General features: G+C 73.2%; 14 protein-coding genes. 7 read left to right on the forward strand and 7 right to left on the reverse strand.

All coding sequences use genetic code 11. The annotated features are described in order from the left end of the window. Both J1M44_RS00225 and acs read left to right on the forward strand, forming a co-directional pair. The coding region (locus tag J1M44_RS00225; RefSeq protein ID WP_161788002.1) for an integrase core domain-containing protein at window positions 1-132 on the forward strand (132 nt) is incomplete at its 5' end. Window positions 133-316: 184 nt separating this feature from the next. Then, window positions 317-2,257 carry an acetate--CoA ligase gene (gene acs, locus J1M44_RS00230; protein ID WP_002856974.1) on the forward strand — a complete coding sequence of 647 codons (1,941 nt, stop codon included), beginning with the start codon at window positions 317-319 and terminating at the stop codon, window positions 2,255-2,257. Window positions 2,258-2,332: 75 nt separating this feature from the next. On the opposite strand, the gene J1M44_RS00235 is transcribed toward acs, so the two are convergent. From J1M44_RS00235 to J1M44_RS00250, 4 genes are all read right to left on the reverse strand, one after another. After that, the gene (locus J1M44_RS00235; RefSeq protein WP_036334115.1) at window positions 2,333-2,815 is read right to left on the reverse strand and encodes a GntR family transcriptional regulator; all 483 of its coding nucleotides are present in this window, start codon (window positions 2,813-2,815) and stop codon (window positions 2,333-2,335) included. Beyond that, complete coding sequence (locus J1M44_RS00240; protein ID WP_002854027.1) at window positions 2,787-2,972, reverse strand: methionine/alanine import family NSS transporter small subunit; 186 nt, start codon at window positions 2,970-2,972, stop codon at window positions 2,787-2,789. The genes J1M44_RS00235 and J1M44_RS00240 overlap by 29 nt, the downstream gene beginning before the upstream one ends. Before the next feature lie 3 nt (window positions 2,973-2,975). Further along, window positions 2,976-4,625, reverse strand: a complete 1,650-nt coding sequence (locus J1M44_RS00245) for a sodium-dependent transporter (protein ID WP_002854025.1) — start codon at window positions 4,623-4,625, stop codon at window positions 2,976-2,978. Between the two features lie 119 nt (window positions 4,626-4,744). Beyond that, complete coding sequence (locus J1M44_RS00250) at window positions 4,745-6,133, reverse strand: MarP family serine protease (RefSeq protein WP_002854023.1); 1,389 nt, start codon at window positions 6,131-6,133, stop codon at window positions 4,745-4,747. Between the two features lie 174 nt (window positions 6,134-6,307). Here J1M44_RS00250 and J1M44_RS00255 point away from each other — a divergent pair, with 174 nt between their 5' ends. Beyond that, complete coding sequence (locus tag J1M44_RS00255; RefSeq protein WP_002854021.1) at window positions 6,308-6,985, forward strand: Crp/Fnr family transcriptional regulator; 678 nt, start codon at window positions 6,308-6,310, stop codon at window positions 6,983-6,985. A 35-nt stretch (window positions 6,986-7,020) separates the two neighbouring features. Here J1M44_RS00255 and J1M44_RS00260 read toward each other — a convergent pair whose 3' ends face one another. The 3 genes from J1M44_RS00260 to J1M44_RS00270 are packed head-to-tail and all read right to left on the reverse strand — an operon-like array spanning window position 7,021 to window position 8,577. Continuing rightward, window positions 7,021-7,923: a hypothetical protein gene (locus tag J1M44_RS00260; protein WP_002854019.1), complete on the reverse strand. Its 903-nt coding sequence runs from the start codon at window positions 7,921-7,923 to the stop codon at window positions 7,021-7,023. After that, a complete protein-coding gene (locus tag J1M44_RS00265; protein WP_002854018.1) occupies window positions 7,913-8,413 on the reverse strand; it encodes a RidA family protein in 501 nt (166 codons plus the stop codon). The genes J1M44_RS00260 and J1M44_RS00265 overlap by 11 nt, the downstream gene beginning before the upstream one ends. Beyond that, on the reverse strand, window positions 8,410-8,577 hold the full coding sequence (locus tag J1M44_RS00270) for a DUF4177 domain-containing protein (protein WP_010080276.1): 168 nt from the start codon (window positions 8,575-8,577) through the stop codon (window positions 8,410-8,412). The genes J1M44_RS00265 and J1M44_RS00270 overlap by 4 nt, the downstream gene beginning before the upstream one ends. Window positions 8,578-8,645: 68 nt before the next feature. Here J1M44_RS00270 and J1M44_RS00275 point away from each other — a divergent pair, with 68 nt between their 5' ends. Genes J1M44_RS00275 through J1M44_RS00290 form a run of 4 tightly spaced genes read left to right on the forward strand, consistent with a single transcriptional unit; the run spans window position 8,646 to window position 15,545 of the window. After that, window positions 8,646-10,829, forward strand: coding sequence for a transglycosylase domain-containing protein (locus J1M44_RS00275; protein WP_002854016.1), 2,184 nt, complete (start codon window positions 8,646-8,648; stop codon window positions 10,827-10,829). A 5-nt stretch (window positions 10,830-10,834) separates the two neighbouring features. Then, a complete protein-coding gene (locus tag J1M44_RS00280) occupies window positions 10,835-11,803 on the forward strand; it encodes a metallophosphoesterase (protein WP_002854015.1) in 969 nt (322 codons plus the stop codon). A 41-nt stretch (window positions 11,804-11,844) separates the two neighbouring features. Next, window positions 11,845-13,683 (forward strand): ABC transporter ATP-binding protein, encoded by a 1,839-nt coding sequence (locus J1M44_RS00285; RefSeq protein WP_002854014.1) that lies wholly within the window; start codon window positions 11,845-11,847, stop codon window positions 13,681-13,683. After that, window positions 13,680-15,545 carry an ABC transporter ATP-binding protein gene (locus J1M44_RS00290; protein ID WP_002854013.1) on the forward strand — a complete coding sequence of 622 codons (1,866 nt, stop codon included), beginning with the start codon at window positions 13,680-13,682 and terminating at the stop codon, window positions 15,543-15,545. Before J1M44_RS00285 ends, J1M44_RS00290 begins: the two co-directional genes overlap by 4 nt. Window positions 15,546-15,581: the final 36 nt, after the last annotated feature.

Raw genomic sequence — 15,581 nt, forward strand, 5'->3', positions numbered from 1 at the left:
GCTCGGCGTGAGGCCCTGCAGGTGTGGGTGAATCACTACAACTACCATCGGCCGCATACCTCCTGCGGAGAGGCTCCTCCGGCCTCGTTGGCCCCGGTGCGTGTCAACAACGTCATGCCCTCCTACACCTAGGGAGCGGGGCGCGTGCCGACGTCCACACCGGGTCCGGCCCCCGCTTTCGGGCGCGATGCGACACACAGGACCCGAGGATTTGTGACGACGCCGCCGTGCGCGGCATGCTGAGGCGGGAGACTAGTGTGGGACGCGTCACATCCGCGCCACGCACCGACCGCACCACCTCGAAAGGATCCCGTCAATGGACGAGCAGATCCCCACGTTCCCGCCCCCGGCCGAATTCGCCGCCCAGGCGGTGGCCGGAGCCGACCTGTACGAGGAGGCCGCCGAGGACCGCCTGGCCTACTGGGCCCGCCGCGCCCGCGAGGTCCTGCACTGGGAGCAGGACTTCACCGACGTCCTGGACTGGTCCGACGCACCCTTCGCGAAGTGGTTCGTCGGCGGCACCACCAACGCCGCGTACAACGCCCTGGACCGCCACGTCGAGGCCGGCCACGGCGACCGCGTGGCCATCCACTTCGAGGGCGAGCCCGGCGACACCCGGACCTACACCTACGCCGACCTGGCCGCCGAGGTCCGGCGCGCCGCCAACGCGTTCGAGTCCCTCGGCGTGACCAAGGGCGACCGCGTGGCCGTCTACCTGCCGATGATCCCCGAGGCCGTCATCACGATGCTCGCGTGCGCGCGCATCGGCGCGGTCCACTCCGTGGTGTTCGGCGGCTTCTCCTCCGACGCCCTGCGCTCCCGCGTGGACGACGCCGAGGCCAAGCTCGTCGTCACGGCGGACGGCTCCTTCCGCCGCGGCAAGCCCTCCATGCTCAAGCCCGCCGTGGACCAGGCCCTCTCCGCGCCCGGCCACACCGCCGAGCACGTGCTCGTGGTCCGCCGCAACGAGGCCGAGGTCGAGATGACCGAGGGCCGCGACCTGTGGTGGCACGACGTCGTGGACGCCAAGTCCGACGAGCACGAGCTCGTGTGGCACGACGCCGAGCACCCGCTCTACATCCTGTACACCTCCGGCACCACCGGGAAGCCGAAGGGCATCCTGCACACCACCGGCGGCTACCTCGTGCAGGCCGCGGTCACCCACCACGACACCTTCGACCTGCACCCGGAGTCGGACGTCTTCTGGTGCACCGCCGACGTCGGCTGGGTCACCGGGCACTCCTACGTCGCCTACGCACCGCTGGTCAACGGCGCCACCCAGGTGATCTACGAGGGCACCCCGGACTCCCCGCACCAGGGCCGCTGGTGGGAGATCGTGCAGAAGTACGGCGTGAGCATCCTCTACACGGCGCCGACGGCGATCCGCACGTTCATGAAGTGGGGCCGGCACATCCCGGACGAGTACGACCTCTCCAGCCTGCGCGTGCTCGGCTCCGTGGGCGAGGCCATCAACCCGGAGGCCTGGCGCTGGTACCACGAGGTCATCGGCGCCGGGCGCTGCCCCATCGTGGACACCTGGTGGCAGACCGAGACGGGCGCCCACATGCTCACCCCGCTGCCCGGCGTGACCACCCTCAAGCCCGGTTCCGCCCAGAGGCCGGTGCCCGGCGTCGTGCTGGAGGTCGTGGACGAGCTCGGTGAGCACCTGACGGACACGAGCGCGGGCTTCCTCGTGGTGCGCGAGCCGTGGCCGTCCATGCTGCGCGGCATCTGGGGCGACCGGGAGCGCTTCAAGGAGACCTACTGGTCCCGTTTCCCCGGCATGTACTTCGCCGGCGACGGCGCCCGCTACGACGAGGACGGCGACATCTGGCTGCTGGGCCGCGTGGACGACGTCATGAACGTCTCCGGCCACCGCCTGTCCACCACCGAGATCGAGTCCTCCCTCGTGGCGCACCCGTCCGTGGCCGAGTCCGCGGTGGTCGGTGCGAAGGACGAGACCACGGGCGAGGCGGTCGTCGCGTTCGTCCTGCTCACCGAGGTCGCCGCCGCGGCCGACCGCGACGTCGCCGAGGTTGAGGAGGAGCTGCGGCAGCACGTGGGCAAGGACATCGGCCCCATCGCCAAGCCCAAGCTCGTGCTCGTGGTCCCCGAGCTGCCCAAGACGCGCTCCGGCAAGATCATGCGCCGCCTGCTCAAGGACGTGGCCGAGGGCCGCGACCCGGGCGACTCCACCACGCTGGCCGACCCCACGGTCATGCAGCGCATCGTGGAGACGCTCGCGCCGAAGGCCTGAGCCGGCACGACGACGCCGCCCCGGTCCGCACGCTGCGTGCGGTCCGGGGCGGCGTCGTCGGTGGGCGGGCCCGGCTCAGGCGCGGGCGGCCGCGTCCCGGCGGACCAGCTCCACGGCCTCGTCGGGTGTGTAGCCGAGGCGCTCGAGCAGGGTGTCGAGACAGCGGCGCACGGCCTGGTGTGCGGCATCCGCACGGGCGTCCGCCGAGGCGGCCACGAACGTGCCCGCGCGGCCCCGGGTGCGGATGGTGCCGTGCGCCTCGAGCTCCTTGTAGGCCCGGGCCACGGTGCCCGGTGCCACGCCGAGCTCGGCGGCGAGCGCGCGCACGGGCGGCAGTCGGTCCCCGCGGGCCAGGGATCCGGAGGCGACGCCGGCCAGGACCGCGTCCACGATCTGCCGGTAGGGCGGGGTCGGCAGGCTCCCGTCCACCGCCACGACCGGCAGGGAGGCGGAGACCACGCCCGCGGCTCCGCCGGCGACCGGGGCCGCGGACGGGGTCGCCGCGGACGGACCGGGGGCCCGCATCGTCTCACCGGTGCTGCGCGTCGAGACGGCCATCCTCGCGCTCCCACACGGCGGGGGCCAGTTCGCCCCCGATGGCGAGATCGCCCGAGGAGTCGTCCGGGTGGCGGAGCAGGTGGACGGCGGAGACCGCGAGGCCGCCCCACACCAGGAGGATGGCCAGGGACATCATGACGATCGCTGCGGTGCTCATCGGTCAGAGCTCCTTCCGGGTGGTGGCCGCGGGCATCACCGGCAGGGCGCCGGTGGGGACGGTGCCCTGGGGCACGGCGTTGTGCGGGATGAGGTCGCCGTGGATCTCGCTGTCCAGGTCCTCCGCGTAGAGGTTGGACTTGCGGGACCACGGGATCAGGGAGAGCAGGACGGCCAGGGCGACGGAGCCGAGCGCGATGCCCCAGCCGAAGACGCCGAGGAAGTCGCCCGGGTAGCCCTCATAGCCCTCCGCGATCACCTTCATGATCCAGGAGAGCCAGATGTAGGCGAGCACGATCGGCATGAGCACGCCGATCAGCAGCACGTACCCGCGGCCGACCTTGAAGGAGGAGACGGCGTTGAGGTGCGCCGTGATGCGACGGGCCGAGCCCAGCGCGCCGGTGACCAGGAGCACCGACAGGAGCGCCGCGCCCACGATGCCGAAGTTGTTGGCGAACGCGTCCATGGTGTCCAGCATCTGCAGGCCCGTGGTGGTGGAGAACAGGGCGAGGGAGACCACCCCGGACAGGCCGATCACCACGATCGTGGCCGTCCAGCGGCCCCAGCCGAGCTTGTCCTTCACGGCGGAGATGACGACCTCGAGGATCGAGATCAGCGAGGTGAAGCCGGCGACCACGAGCGAGCCGAAGAACAGCACGCCGATCAGGGCGCCGAGCGGGGCCTGCGAGATCAGGGTGGGGAAGGCGATGAACGCCAGGCCGATGCCGCTGCCGGCCACCTCGGACACGGACACGCCGGAGGCCTGCGCCATGAAGCCCAGGGCGGAGAACACGCCGATGCCGGCCAGGATCTCGAAGCCTGAGTTGGAGAAGCCGACCACCAGGCCGGAGCCGGTGAGGTTCGTGCGGCGGTTGAGGTAGGAGGCGTAGGTGATCATGATGCCGAAGCCGACGGACAGCGAGAAGAAGATCTGACCGTAGGCGGCGATCCAGACGCCCGGGTCCGCGAGCGCGGCCCAGTTCGGCGTGAACAGCGCGTCCAGGCCCTGGGCGGCGCCCGGCAGGGTGAGGGCGATGCCGACGAGGATCAGGAACATCACGACGAGCAGCGGGATGCCGACCATCGAGGCCAGGGCCACGCCCCGGCGCACGCCGAAGCCCATGATGAGCAGCGTGATCACCCAGACGGCGAGCATGGGCCAGAAGACGCCCGAGACGAAGTCGAAGGACGGGGACGGGTCGTCGGCGACCTGCAGGTAGTCGCCCATGAGGAAGGTCTCCGGGTCGTCCCCCCACCGCTGGTCCACGGAGAACCAGGTGTACATGATCGCCCAGCCGATGATCGCGGCGTAGTAGATCCCGATGACGACGCAGATGAGCACCTGCCACCAGCCGACGGTCTCGGTCCACCGGGACAGGCGTCGGAATGCCAGAGGCGCGGAGCCGCGGAAGCGGTGGCCGATCGCGTAGTCGAAGAACAGCAGCGGGATGCCCGCGGTGAGCAGCGCGATCAGGTAGGGGATGACGAACGCGCCGCCGCCGTTCTCATAGGCGACGTAGGGGAAGCGCCAGATGTTGCCGAGGCCCACGGCGGAGCCGATGGCCGCCAGGATGAAGGCCCACCGGCCGGTGAACTCCTCCCGGGTGCGCTGTGGCGCCGGCGCGGGCGCCGGCGCGGAGACGGTGCTGGACATGCAGGACCTCCGAGGGTCGGGAAAACTCGAGTGTGACGGCGGCCACAATAGTCGACGCGGGCCGTTGCCGGACAGTCCGGTCCGGAATGCGGGCGTCAGGCGCGTGGCGCGGCGCCGGCTCAGCCGCCCGGGACGCAGTCCCCCGAGGGGACCGTGGCCGTCATCTGCGGGGCCGCGGCGACGACGGGGGCGATGGTGTCCGCCGTCAGGGCGTAGCCGACGGCGTCCGAGCCCGGGGCCCGGGCGAACACCAGACCGGCCAGGTTCCCGGCGGCGTCCACCACCGGGCCGCCCGAGTAGCCGTGGCGGATGTCCGCCGCGAGGGTGTAGACGTCCACCATGCTCGCGGCCCCGGTCAGGACGTCGCCGAGCGGCACCTCGCCGACGGCCTGCACGGCCGCGGGGGTGGAGGCGAACGGGCCGCCGTCGGGGTACCCCAGGACGGAGGCCGACGCGCCGCCCGTCAGCTCGGCCCCGACCGGCATGACGGGCAGGTCCGCGTCGTCGACCGCCAGGACGGCGAGGTCGTGCGCCGTGTCCAGGTGGACGATCCGCGCCGCGTGCACGCCGCGGGCGCGGTCCGTCACGGTGGGGGCGTCCACGCCGAGGACCACGTGCGCGTTCGTGAGCACGCGGTCCGGGGCCACGGCCACGCCCGAGCCGCTCTGCACCTGGTTGCACTGCGCGGCCGTCCCGGTCAGCCGGACGACGGCGGCCGACGCCGAGGAGGCGGCGGGAGTCGAGGGGGCGGCCGTCGACGCCGACGAGGCGGGGGCGGCCGTCGTGGCCGACGGCGCGGCGGACGTGGACGACGAGGCCGCGGCGGCGTCGTCGGGCTCCTCGAGGGTCGCCGCGGCGGACGTCGCGGGCGGGGCGGACGTGGCGGTGTCGGACGGGGAGGAGGCGGCCGAGGGCAGCCCCGGCGTTACGGCCGGGGCCGGGGCGGCGCGGACGCCGCCGTCGGTCTCCGGGACGGGGGCGGGCAGCTCGAGCTCCGGCAGCACGTCCAGGTCGGCGACGGCGGAGCGCGAGCGGGCGGCCCAGGCCAGGAGCGAGTCGGGCATCACGGTGTCCAGCGCTGTGATCACCCGCGAGCGGGTCACCTCACGGGTGACCGCGGTGGAGCCGGAGGCCGCGATGGAGAACGCCACGAGCCAGAGGACGAGGGCGCCCGCGAGACCGGCGGCGAGCGCGCCGAGGAGGCGGTCGACGAGTCGCAGGGCCGGCAGGTTCACGCGCAGCCGGATCGCCTCGCCGATGGCGGCGCCCACGTACTGGCCCGCCGCCACGAGCAGGACGAGGGTGGCGATCAGCGCGGCCCACCGCCACTGCGGCGCGGTGACGACCTTCGCCACCTCAGGCAGGGCGTAGAACGCGATCGCGGCGCCGCCGACCAGGCCGACGAGGTTGCCCAGCACCACCCACAGGCCGCGACGGTGACCCTGGACCAGGAGCATCGCGAGCCCGATGATGAGCAGGACGTCCAGCCACGTCAGACCCAGCGGCATGGGCGACCTCCTTCGGATGCGACGGCACCGGCCACGCACGGGGACCGCCCGCGCGCCCGGTGGGGGATCCAGGGTATCGGCCCGCACTGGGGTATGGGGCACAATGGACGCCAGTGAACCGGGCGGCTCCTCCGCCGCGGTGTGAGGAACTGGCCACAGAGAGGACACGCACACATGGATCTCGAGGTTCTGCGGAAGGCTCCGCTGTTCACCAACCTGGACGACGAGGTGTTCGCCATCCTCACCTCGGAGCTGACCGAGGTGGAGCTCTCCCGCGGCGCGTCCGCGTTCCACGAGGGCGACCAGGGCGATCAGCTGTACGTGATCATGTCCGGCAAGATCAAGCTCGGCCGCACCGCTTCGGACGGCCGCGAGAACCTCGTGGCCGTGCTCGGCCCCGGCGAGATCTTCGGCGAGATGGCCCTGTTCAACCCCGCCCCGCGCAACGCCACCGCCACCGCGGTGTCCGCCACGCGCCTGGCCGGTCTGCGCCACGAGAACCTGCGCCGCGCCATCGCCTCGTCGCCGGATGTGTCGGTCCAGCTGCTCCAGGCCCTGGCCCAGCGCCTGTCCAAGACCAACGAGTCCCTGGCGGACCTGGTGTTCTCGGACGTGCCGGGCCGCGTGGCCAAGGCGCTCCTGGACCTCGCGGACCGCTTCGGCCGCCCGGCCGCGGACGGCCTGCTGGTGGCGCACGACCTCACGCAGGAGGAGCTCGCCCAGCTGGTGGGCGCGTCCCGCGAGACCGTGAACAAGGCCCTGGCCGAGTTCGTCCAGCGCGGCTGGATCCGCCTGGAGAACCGCGCCGTGGTCATCCTGGACCTGCAGCGTCTGCGCCAGCGTTCACGCTGACGCCCCTCGCCCTGCCGTGGAGCGGGCCACCCCGGTCAGTCCCGGGGGGCCCGCTCCACGCGCATCCGGGGGATGCCGTCGTCGCCGGCCTCGGTGACCAGGTGGTATTCCGGCACCGGGCCGCGCCGGGCACAGGGCGTGGCGGAGAGCAGGAAGGCGGCGGCCGTCCGGTGCGCCGCGACCCGACGCACGATCACCTGCGTCAGCGGGGTCGCCACCTGGTCGAAGGGTGCCATGCCCTCCGCCCCGGCGGGTCCGGGCAGCCGCAGCGGGCCGGCCAGTGCGCGACACGCGGGCACCCACGCCTGGAGTTCGGGACCGGGTTCCTCGGATGTCGGCGTGGACTGCACCGGTGGGGTCGTCGTGGCGAACACAGCCGTGTCGAAGCGTCGGTGGACGTGGGGCGCGGAATGCCAGCGCATGACGGGGCGCAGCAGGTCGGCGCGCACCCCGAGGCCGCGCGCGGCCAGCAGATGGGGCAGACTCTCCGAGCCCTCCTCGAGGGAGCTGTGGCCCCCACCCCAGGTCTCGATGCGCGCCGTGGACACGACGTCCGTGTCGGAGCGACCGGCGAGGAGCACTCCGGCCTCGTCGTGGAGCTGACGGACGGCGGCCACCACGTGCTGCCGCGCACGCCGCCGGTCCGTTGTCCCGAACGTGTGGGCCCACTGGGAGGGCTCGGGCCCGTACCACGGGCACGAGTCGGCGTCGGACTCGAGGAGCGCGCCGCCGGGCAGGCCCACGCGGCCGAGCGGGGTGCGTCCCGCGCGGTGCCGGAGGAAGACCTCCGGGCCGTCGTCGCCGTCGCGTACGAGCACGACGGCCGACCCGGGCCGGGCCGGGCGTACCTGGCTGAAGCGCCGGTCCAACCACTGGCGGGTGAGGTCCTCCTCCTGCTCCGGGACCGGCAGCAGCAGGCCGGCCGGATCAGCGGACACGGACGGTGATCTCCACCTCGACGGGAGCGTCCATGGGCAGCACGGCCACGCCGACGGCGGAGCGCGCGTGGCGGCCGACCTCGCCGAAGATCTCGGCCAGCACGTCCGAGGCGCCGTTCACCACGCCGGGCTGACCGGCGAACGCGGGGTCGGAGGCCACGAAGCCGACGACCTTGACGACCTGGGCGACCCGGTCCAGGTCGCCCAGCAGCTCGTGCACCGCGGCCACCGCGTTCACGGCGCACGTCCGCGCGAGCTCCTGGGCGCGTTCGGGGGTGACCTCCGCGCCCACCTTGCCGGTGGCGGGCAGGGCGCCGGCCACGAAGGGGAGCTGGCCGGAGGTCAGCACGAGGTCGCCGTCCCGCAGGGCCGGGACGTAGGAGCCGACCGGCGCCGCGACGGCGGGTCGGTCGATGCCGAGCTCCGCGAGGCGGGCCGCGACGGCGCCGTCGCCCCAGGTGGGGGCCGAGGACTGCTCCGTCACGTTCACGCCGCCTTCGGACGCTTGAGGTAGGCCACGGGGTTGTTCCCCTCGGGGCCCGGGATCACCGTGACGAGCTCCCAGCCGTCCTCGCCCCACTGGTCGAGGATCTGCTTGGTCGCGTGGATGAGGAGGGGGATCGTGGCGTACTCCCACTGCGTCTGCTGAGTCATGGGACCCACCCTAGCCACCGGCGCGGACCCCGGAAGAGGTCCCAGGTGCCCGCGCTACACTCGCGCCCATGGCCTCCCGCACGACCCGCTTCCCCGCGCCCTCGAGCGCTCTCGGCCGCCTCCTCGCCTTCGTGGGCCTCTCGGCGGTGGCCGGCCTGCTCGTGGCGGCCCTCCTGCTGCCCGTCGCGGGCCTGGCCGGTGTCGCCGCCGCGTCGGGCCGGGAGATGCTGGACGAGCTGCCGGACGAGCTGCCCGCGGAGCCGGTCTCCGTCCCGTCGCGCATCCTCTCGGAGGACGGTGAGGAGATCGCCGTCTTCTACGAGGAGAACCGCACCCCGGTCCCGCTGGACGAGATCTCGGAGCACATGCAGCACGCGATCGTGGCCATCGAGGACGAGCGCTTCTACGATCACGACGGCGTGGACGCGCGCGGCCTCATCCGCGCGACCGTGAACAACGCCACCTCCGACTCCACGCAGGGCGCCTCCACCCTCACCCAGCAGTTCGTGAACAACATGCTGGTGAACGTGCAGCAGATCCGCGGCGACTCCCGCCTCACGCTCTCCGGCTCCAAGAACATCGCGGACAAGGTCAAGGAGATCAAGCTCGCGGTCGCCGTCGAGAAGCAGATGTCGAAGGACGAGATCCTCGAGGGCTACCTCAACATCGTGCTGTTCTCCGGCCGTGCCTACGGGGTCGAGGCCGCCTCGCAGTACGTGTTCGGCAAGTCCGCCGCCGACCTGGAGAGCTGGGAGGCCGCCACGCTGGCCGGCATGGTCCAGTCCCCCACCCGGTTCAACCCGGCCCGCAACCCGGAGGAGGCCACGGAGCGGCGCAACCTCGTGCTGAACGCGATGAAGGACAACGGCTACCTCTCCCAGGAGGAGTACGACCACGCCGTCGCCCAGCCGATGGAGGTGGTCATGGAGTCCCGCCCCTCGGGCTGCCTCTACGCCAAGTTCGGCACCTACTTCTGTGACTACGTGGAGCGGCAGATCCTCGCCGATCCCACGTTCGGCCCGGACGTCCAGTCCCGCCAGGCCCTGCTGGACCGCGGCGGACTCACCATCCGCACGACGATCGACTCGACGCTCCAGAAGGAGACCGAGAAGAACCTGCGCGCCTCGGTGCCCAACAACGAGTCGCTGGGCGCCGGCCACGCGCTCACCTCGGTGGAGGCCGGCACCGGCAACATCCGCACCATGGCCCAGAACACCGAGTACGCCATCCAGGACGAGCTCGGCCACACCTCGCTGAACTTCAACGTGGACAAGCAGTGGGGCGGCGGCCAGGGCTTCCAGGCCGGCTCCACGCTCAAGCCCTTCGTGGCCCTGACGTGGCTGCGCAACGGCAACCGCCTGGTCGACTCCGTGGACGCCTCCCGGAACGTCTACCCCACGGGCACGCGCTTCGCGGCCTCGTGCCGCCCGGGCGGCTACACCACGGTCGGCGGCACCTGGCAGTTCAAGAACGTGATCCCCGGCATGCTGCGGCAGGTGCGCGTGGACGAGGGTCTCTTCTGGTCCGTGAACACCCCGACCGTCGCCACCGCGTACCAGCTGGACCTGTGCGACATCACGAGCCTCACCACCCAGCTGGGCATCACCCGCGCCCTGGACAGCTCCCCGCTGCAGCCGGACGACCCGTCCTTCCTGCTCGGCAAGGACTCGGTGGCCCCGCTGTCCCTGGCCGGGGCGTACGCCGCCATCGCCGCGAACGGCCTGTACTGCGAGCCGCGCGCCATCCTGGAGGTCACGGACACCGCCGGCAACCAGTACGACGTCGCCGACCCGCAGTGCGACCAGGTCATCGACCCGGACCACGTCCGGGAGCTGATGCCGGTCCTGCGCCACATCGGCGGCTTCAACATCGCCGAGGAGGGCGCCGGCTACGAGTTCGGCGGCAAGACGGGCACGAACGACAACGTCTCCTCCACGTGGTTCGTCGGATTCACCAGCAAGCTGGCCACCGCCGTGTGGACCGGCCGCTACAACAACCTGAAGTCCATGACGGGCGAGACCGTCAACGGCGAGGTCCGCAACCCGTTCTACTCGACCTCCATCAACGGCCCGTCCTGGCTCGAGTACAACCAGATGGCCAAGGAGAAGTTCCCGCCGGGTGAACTGCCCGAGTGGGACGGCCCGCAGTCGGAGGACCCGGGAGAGGCCGGCGAGCACCCGGACGGACGCCAGTTCCACATCGACGACCTGGACCGAGGCGGGCCGCTGCCCGAGGCGGTCCCGGGCTTCTGACCGCGATGCGCCCCGCCGCCTCCCCCGCCCGCCGCATGCTCCGCGCCGCAGCGCCTGCCGCCGCCGGGCTGGCCGCGACGGCGGGCCTCGGCCTGGCCTGGGGCCTCGCCGAGGCGGAGGCGCGGACCGTGCGCACACACCGACTGGCCGTGCTGCCGGCCGGGTCGGCGCCGCTGCGGATTCTGCACCTCTCGGACATCCACCTGCTGCCCCGGCACCGGGCCAAGCAGGCGTGGCTGCACGGGTTGGATGCTCTCGAGCCTGACCTCGTGGTCAACACGGGCGACAACGTGTCCGCCGCGGCATCGGTGCCGCTCGTGCTTGCCGCTCTCGGGCCGCTGCTGGCGCGGCCCGGCGTGTTCGTGCCCGGCTCCAACGACTACTACGCGCCCAAGGCGGCCAACCCCCTGCGGTACTTCGCGGGCCCCTCGCGCATGGACGAGGACCGGCCCCGGCTTCCCTCCGACGTCCTGTTCGGCGCGTTCCGCGCCGCCGGCTGGGCCGACCTGACGAACCGGGGCGCCGCCCTGGCCGTGCCGACCCGCGCCGGGACCACGCTCGAGGTGCTCGCCGCCGGCACCGACGACCCGCACCTCGGTCTGGACGCCTGGGCCGGCTTCCCCGGCGCCGCACCCGACGAGGGCGCCGGGCGGCCCGGCGGCGACGGGCGGTTCCGGCTGGGCGTCACCCACGCCCCGTACCGCCGCGTGCTGGACGCCATGACCGCCGACGGCGCCGACCTGCTGCTCGCCGGCCACACCCACGGCGGGCAGGTGTGCGTGCCGTTCCTCGGCGCGCTCGTCACCAACTGCGACCTGCCGCGCCGCCAGGCCTCCGGGGTCTCGACGTGGACGGCCGACGGCCGGACCGTCCCCCTCGAGGTGTCGGCCGGCCTGGGGACGGCGCCGTCCGCCCCCGTGCGGTTCGCGTGCCGGCCCGAGGCCGTGGTGCTGGACCTGGTCCCGCGGGGCTGAGCCGCCTGTCCCGTCCGGGGCCGCGGGTACAGTGGAGCCCCGTGACCCGCACCACCTCTCCCGACGCCTCGTCCCTGCGTGACGCCCTGGGCGGGATCGCACCGTACCTCGAGGGCGTGCGGGCGCGCTGGGTGCTCGGGCTCGCCTCGGCCATGGCGGCGGGCCTCGTGGCCCTGGCCATCCCGCAGGTCATCCACTTGCTCGTGGACACCGTGTTCACGGAGACCGTGCTCGCCCGGCCCTCCTCCCCCGACTCCCGCGCGGACGTGTGGCGGGCCGCCGGCCTGCTCACCGTGCTCGGCCTCGCCGAGGCGGCGTTCATCGGCCTGCGCCGGTACTTCATCCTCCCGCCGGCCGCCGGGGTGGAGAACCGGGCGCGCATCGCCCTGTTCGAACGGCTCCAGCGCCTGCCGGTGGCGTTCCACGACGCGTGGCCCTCGGGGCAGCTGCTCTCCCGGGCCCAGGGCGACCTCTCGCTGCTGAGGCGGTGGATCGCGTTCGGCTCGGTCATGCTCGTGGTGGACGTGGTGACCATCACCGTCGGCCTCGTCCTGCTGTTCCTGCTGTCCTGGCAGCTGGCCCTGCTCTACCTCGCCGCGGCCGTGCCGATCATGTGGGCGTCGTTCGGGTTCCGCAACGACTTCCGCGCCGCGTCCCGGCTCTCCCAGGACCAGGCCGGGGACCTCGCCACGTCCGTCGAGGAGTCGGTGCACGGCATCCGCGTCCTCAAGGCGTTCGGCCGCGGCGCGCACGCCCTCGACGGCTTCCGCGGGCGCGCCCGCACGCTGCAGGGCACCGAGGTGCACAAGGCGTCCGTGCTGGCTCGGTTCATCGCGCTGATCGTGGCCCTGCCGGAGACGGTGCTGGGCCTGGGCCTCGCCCTGGGCCTGTGGCTCGTGGCGACCGGGGAGCTGACGGTGGGCGCGCTCGCCGCCTACTTCGCCACCGCGGCCGTGCTGGCCGGGCCGGTCGAGTCGGTGGGCCAGCTGATGGGCATGACGCTCTCGGCCCGCACGGCGATCGACCGCCACGTGGACGTCCTCGCCACGCCCGTGGACATCGCCTCGCCCACCGGGGAGGCCGCCGTCGTACCCCCGGCCACCGGCGCGCTCGCGTTCCGCGGAGTGCGCTTCCGCTGGCCGGACGCGGACCCGGGGCGCGGGGAGCGCGACCTGCTCGACGGCGTCGACCTCGAGCTGGTGCCCGGCGAGACGATGGCCCTGGTCGGCGCGACCGGCGCCGGCAAGTCGACGCTGCTGCAGCTGGTCCCCCGGCTGCTCGACGTCACGGCGGGCTCCGTCTGCGTGGACGGGGTGGACGTGCGCCGGATGCCGCTAGAGGAGCTGCGCCGGCGGGTGTCCGTGGCGTTCGAGGACGCCACGCTGTTCTCCGCGACCATCCGGCAGAACGTTCTGCTCGGCGCCCCGGCGGACGTGCTCGCGGACGGCCTCCACTCCCCCGCGGCGGACGCCCTGCTCGACCTCGCGCTCGAGACCGCGCAGGCGGGCTTCGTGGCGGACCTGGCGGACGGCGTCGAGACCGAGATCGGCGAGGAGGGCCTCAGCCTCTCCGGCGGACAGCGCCAGCGGATCGCCCTCGCCCGCGCGATCGCGGCGCGCCCGGACGTGCTCGTGCTGGACGACCCCCTCTCCGCCCTCGACGTGCGCACCGAGGAGGCCGTGACCGCGCGCCTGCGCGAGGTCCTCGACGGGACGACCACCCTGATCGTGGCGCACCGTCCCTCCACCGTGGCCCTCGCGGACCGGGTCGCGGTGCTGGCGGACGGGCGGATCGAGGACGTGGGGACGCACCCCGAACTGCTGGCCCGCAGCGCCGTGTACCGGCACATCATCTCGAGCCGACCGGAGGAGCAGGCATGAGCGCCGCCGACGTGAGCCGCGTGCGCGGCGTGGGGGCCGAAGAGGACCTCGACTACACCCGCGCGGAGCGCCGCCACATCCGGCGCCGGTCCTTCCGGCTGCTCGGCGAGCTCGCGCGGCCGGTCCGGGGGACGCTGCTGCTCACCGTGCTCTTCGTGCTCGTGTCCAACGCGGCGCGGGCGGCCGGGCCGCTGATCATCGCCTGGGCGATCGACGCGGAGCTGCCGCGCGTCGTCGAGGCCGTGCGGGCCGGCGAGTCCGTCTGGCCCATCCTCGTCCCCGTGGGCGGGGCGTACGTGGCGGCGGCCCTCGTCTCCGGGGGCCTGCTGGGGGCGTACACGTGGCTCACCGCGCGGGCGAGCCAGGCCATGCTGCTGAGCCTGCGGCTGCGCGTGTTCCGGCACACGCAGCGGCTGAGCCTCGGGTTCCACGAGCGGTACACGTCCGGGCGGGTGATCTCGCGGCAGACCTCGGACCTGGAGGCGCTGCGGGAGCTGCTGGACCAGGGCGTGTCCTCGCTCGTGTCCGGGCTGATGTTCATGTCGTTCACCGCGGCGTCGATCCTGTTGCTGGACCCGCCGTCGTTCCTCGTGCTGCTGGGCGCGGCCGTGCCGGTGGCGATCGTGACGCGCTGGTACCAGGTGCGGTCCGAAGAGGCGTATCGGCGGTCGCGGGTGTCCTCGGCGCGGTCGATCGTGCACTTCGTGGAGACCATGACCGGCATCCGCGCGGTTCAGGCCTTCCGACGGGAACGGGACAACGACGCGCGGTACCGCGACTTGGCCACGGCCTACCGGGACGACATGGTGGCCACGCTCAACCTGTTCGGCATCCTGCAGCCGGTGCTCGTGGCGACGGGCAACCTCACGGTGGCGGCGCTGCTCGTGACCGGGGGCCTGCGCGTGCTCGACGGCGACCTCGAGGTGGGGGTGCTCGTGGCACTCCTGCTGGCCGGGCGGCGCGTGTTCCAGCCCATGGAGATGGTGGCGATGTTCTACTCGTCGCTGCAGTCCGCGACGGCGGCGCTCGAGAAGGTCTCCGGCCTGCTCGAGGAGGAGCCCACCGTGGTGGAGGCGGCCGAGCCCACGCCGCTGCCCGGGGCCGACGCGCCGGGGGCGGGCGTGGCGTCCGGGCGGGTGGAGTTCCGGGACGCGGTGTTCAGCTACGGGCCGGGCCGGGTGGTGCTGCCGGAGTTCGACCTCGTGATCCCGGCGGGTCAGACCGTGGCCGTGGTGGGCCAGACGGGCGCGGGCAAGTCGACGCTGGCCAAGCTCATCGCCCGATTCTACGACGTGTCCGCCGGCTCGCTGGCGCTGGACGGGGTGGAGCTGCGCGAGCTCAGCCAGGCGGATCTGCGGCGCAACGTGGTGATGGTGACGCAGGAGGCGTTCCTGTTCTCCGGGTCGATCGCGGAGAACATCGCCCTCGGCCGGCCCGACGCCACCGAGGCCGAGATCCAGGCGGCCGCCCGGGCGGTGGGGGCGCACGACTTCATCCTGGGACTGCCCGAGGGCTACGCGACCGACGTCGCCAAGCGCGGCGGGCGGCTCAGCGCGGGGCAGCGGCAGCTCGTGTCCTTCGCGCGGGCGTTCCTCGCGGACCCCGCCGTGCTGATCCTGGACGAGGCGACGTCGTCGCTGGACCTGCCGAGCGAGCGCCTCGTGCAGGCCGGGCTGGAGCGGCTGCTGGGGAACCGGACGGCGCTGATCATCGCCCACCGGCTCAGCACCGTCGAGACCGCCGACCGGGTGCTCGTGATGCACGACGGCCGGATCGTCGAGGACGGCAGCCCCGCCGAGCTGGTGGCAGCCGACGGCCGGTTCGCTGCGCTGCACCGGGCCTGGGAGGATTCGCTCGCCTGATGGGCCCCGGGCCGGGCACTTTCGAACGTGAGAGAG

The sequence above is a fragment of the Micrococcus sp. KRD128 genome, from assembly GCF_017168395.1.
Classification (GTDB): domain Bacteria; phylum Actinomycetota; class Actinomycetes; order Actinomycetales; family Micrococcaceae; genus Micrococcus; species Micrococcus luteus.